This is a genomic window from Roseomonas rosulenta (genome assembly GCF_016106005.1).
Taxonomy (GTDB): Bacteria; Pseudomonadota; Alphaproteobacteria; order Acetobacterales; family Acetobacteraceae; genus Neoroseomonas; species Neoroseomonas rosulenta.
On the sequence record NZ_JACADR010000419.1, the window covers coordinates 1 to 2,693 of the forward strand.

At 69.8% G+C, this 2,693-nt stretch carries 3 protein-coding genes; all 3 read right to left on the reverse strand.

Annotated features, from left to right (window positions below):
- A partial coding sequence (locus HW578_RS25230; RefSeq protein ID WP_198373451.1) for a transposase occupies positions 1 to 341 on the reverse strand: 341 nt, incomplete at its 3' end.
- A gap of 312 nt (positions 342 to 653) precedes the next feature.
- Complete coding sequence (locus HW578_RS25235) at positions 654 to 1,013, reverse strand: hypothetical protein (RefSeq protein ID WP_198373452.1); 360 nt, start codon at positions 1,011 to 1,013, stop codon at positions 654 to 656.
- A 53-nt stretch (positions 1,014 to 1,066) separates the two neighbouring features.
- Complete coding sequence (locus HW578_RS25240) at positions 1,067 to 2,578, reverse strand: AAA family ATPase (protein WP_198373454.1); 1,512 nt, start codon at positions 2,576 to 2,578, stop codon at positions 1,067 to 1,069.
- Positions 2,579 to 2,693: the final 115 nt, after the last annotated feature.

Sequence of the window (2,693 nt, forward strand, 5' to 3'; positions counted from 1 at the left end):
AACGCCTCGCGGAAGGTCCAGATCGTGTTGGCATCCGGCACCGGGTCGGCCAGCCCGAGGCCGAGGAAGCGCATGAACGACAGGCGGTCCTTGATGAGATACTCGCAGCGCTCGTCGGACAGCCCGTGCATCGCCTGCAGCAGCAGGATCTTGAACATCAGCACGTGATCGAAGGCCGGCCGGCCGCCTTTCGTGCCGTCCGCCCGCGGCACGGCCCGCTCCAGTTCGGCGCGGAACATCGCGAAATCCACCAGCACGGCGATCCGCTCGAGGTCATCGCCCTTGGCCGATAACTCCCGCAGCCGCTCCTCCACGTCGAAGAACCCAGGCTGCCGAACCATCGCCGTCCCTCACGCCGCTCCGCGTCAGTGAATCAGCCAGCGATCATCGTGACGAGGGGGTTTCTGGAGGTGTCCACGTGCTTGCGCTGAAGGCGGCTGCGGCTCAATAGGCGGCTGGCCGAATGGTTCGAGGACTACACACCATCCATCCTCACAGCGGCTTGCGCATGCGCTCGCCACGTGAGTTCATCGCTGCGCAGTCAGCAACCCACGCCGCTTGTCCGGTTTGATGGGGGCAACTCCACGTCGAGACCAAGTCACTTTACTAAGCCGCTCAGGAGAACCTCTTCCTGGCGGCATAACTCAAACTAATCAGCCTCCGGCAAAGCTGGGGTGCTTCATACCGGGGCTTTGCTGCCTGTACTTGTCGATGGCGAGTCCCAGTCGGGCCAGCAACTCGCAAAGGCCGTGCGCAGCACGGTGACGTTCATCGTCCTTCAGATCATGCCAAATGTGAGCAGCGTTGCTCAATGCGTCGGCGACATGAGCCATGGCCTCCGTGCCCCCCGATGCGTCACCTGCCGCGCCGCGTGGCAGAACGATCTGCCGTGCGAGTGCGATCTTCGAGGCGAGGTCGAGGTAGCGTTCCCGACGCCGGAGCTCCAGCTGACGGTTATCTGCGGCCGGTATGGTGGAGGACTGCTCCGTTGAGCCGCTTTTTCTGCTGATCATCGCGATGGCTTCCTTGTTGCTTGCTGGAATGACTGCGGCCGCCCTGGACCTGGTTACCGGACCGTGGTGGCGCGTTCGGGTGTAGTAGCGCGATCGTCCTCCGGCACCGGCGGTTCCACGAGGGATCCGAGGATGGCGACCACGTCTGCGCCACCGATGTTGCCGCGCGCGAGCAGTTCGTCCGCCAGACGGCGGATGCTTGCCTCATTCGCTCGCACGAAGCCCTCCGCGGCGGCTAGCGCGTCGCCAAGCAGCGCGGCGACCCGTTGTTGGATCAGCGGATCCATCAGCAGGCGGTCTGCGTCGCCGTGATCGGCAGCACGCCAGATGAGCGCGGCGGGCTCCTCGCCGAGGCCCAAAGATGTCACGGCGGTCAGCGCTAGTCTGGTCGCGCGCGCCAGGTCGGACGCGTCGCTGCCGCCGGCGCCGGCGGAGACTTCGCCGAGACAGACACGTTCCGCGGCGCGGCCGGCGAGCAGCACGCGCAGCGATCGCAGCACGTCGCGGCGCGTCGGGAAGGGCCCGCTCAGGCCCCGGCCGTGCGCGGCGAGCTCGGTGTGACCTGAGGGAGCAGGCGTAGCAGAGAGACGCACCGCGACGACTAGTGCCGGATCGAGCGCGACGACGGCGGCGCAATGCGCCGCTTCGTGCAGGGCTGCGCGGTGCAACTCGGCCCGTGTCGGCGGCGGCGGCGGGGGGCCGATCACCGTGGCGAGATCGTCCAGCGTGACCCGGCGGCCGTCCTGCCTGGCGCGCTCGCGCGCCTCGCGACACCACTGCTCCATGGCGGCCCCGGTGCCGCCGCGCGCGGCGGCGGCGCGGCCGATCGCCGCGAGCCTCGCCCGCGACGCGTCGTCCTCCGCCATCGCCTCGGCGAGATACAGCCGCGCGATTGCCACCAGGGCCGCTGCGTCGGGCGGCCCGAGCTCGAGGATGTCGTCGATGCGCCCGGCGCGCAGGATTGCCGGATCGATCCGGCGCGCGTCATTGCAGGTACCGACCACGACGACGCCCAGGCGCGGCTCCGCGCCGTCCAGCAGTTCGAGCAGGGCGTTGACGACTTGCGTCGCATAGTCGCGATGCGGCGCCGCGAAATCGTCGCGCGATCCGAAAGAGTCGAGTTCGTCGATCAGCAGCACGCTGGGCGCCGCCGCACGGGCGGCGTCGAAGGTGCGGCGCATGGCGCGCAGCGTGGTGCCGAGATGGCCGTCATCAGCGGCCTGCCAGCGCGCCAAGGAACCGCTGACGAGCGGCACCGCGGCGCTGTTGGCGAGCGCCTGCACGAGCAAGGTCTTGCCGACGCCCGGCGGCCCGACGAGCAGCGCGCCGCGTGGCAGGTCGGACGCATCGAGTTGACCGGCGCGATACGCGAGCAGGCGGTCCGCGGTCCGTCGCGCCCAAGCGCCGGCGGCACCGAAGCCGTGCAACTGCTCGAGCCTTAACTCGGTGCGCACGGGCGGCGCCGCCAGCTGCTGGGTGCGCTCGACAAGATTGGCGAGACGGTCGAGGAAAGCTTGTGGTGGCGCATCCGGCCGCGCGGCGAGGCGCAACTGCAGCGGGGTCACGCCGCTGCCTGGCCGGCGCAGCGCCGCGGGCAACACCAGCGGCCTGGGCGGCGGTGGCGAAAGAGCGCCGGCCGCCGTCCGGCGACGGCGTGGCGGGCCCCGCTCCGGCGGCGCC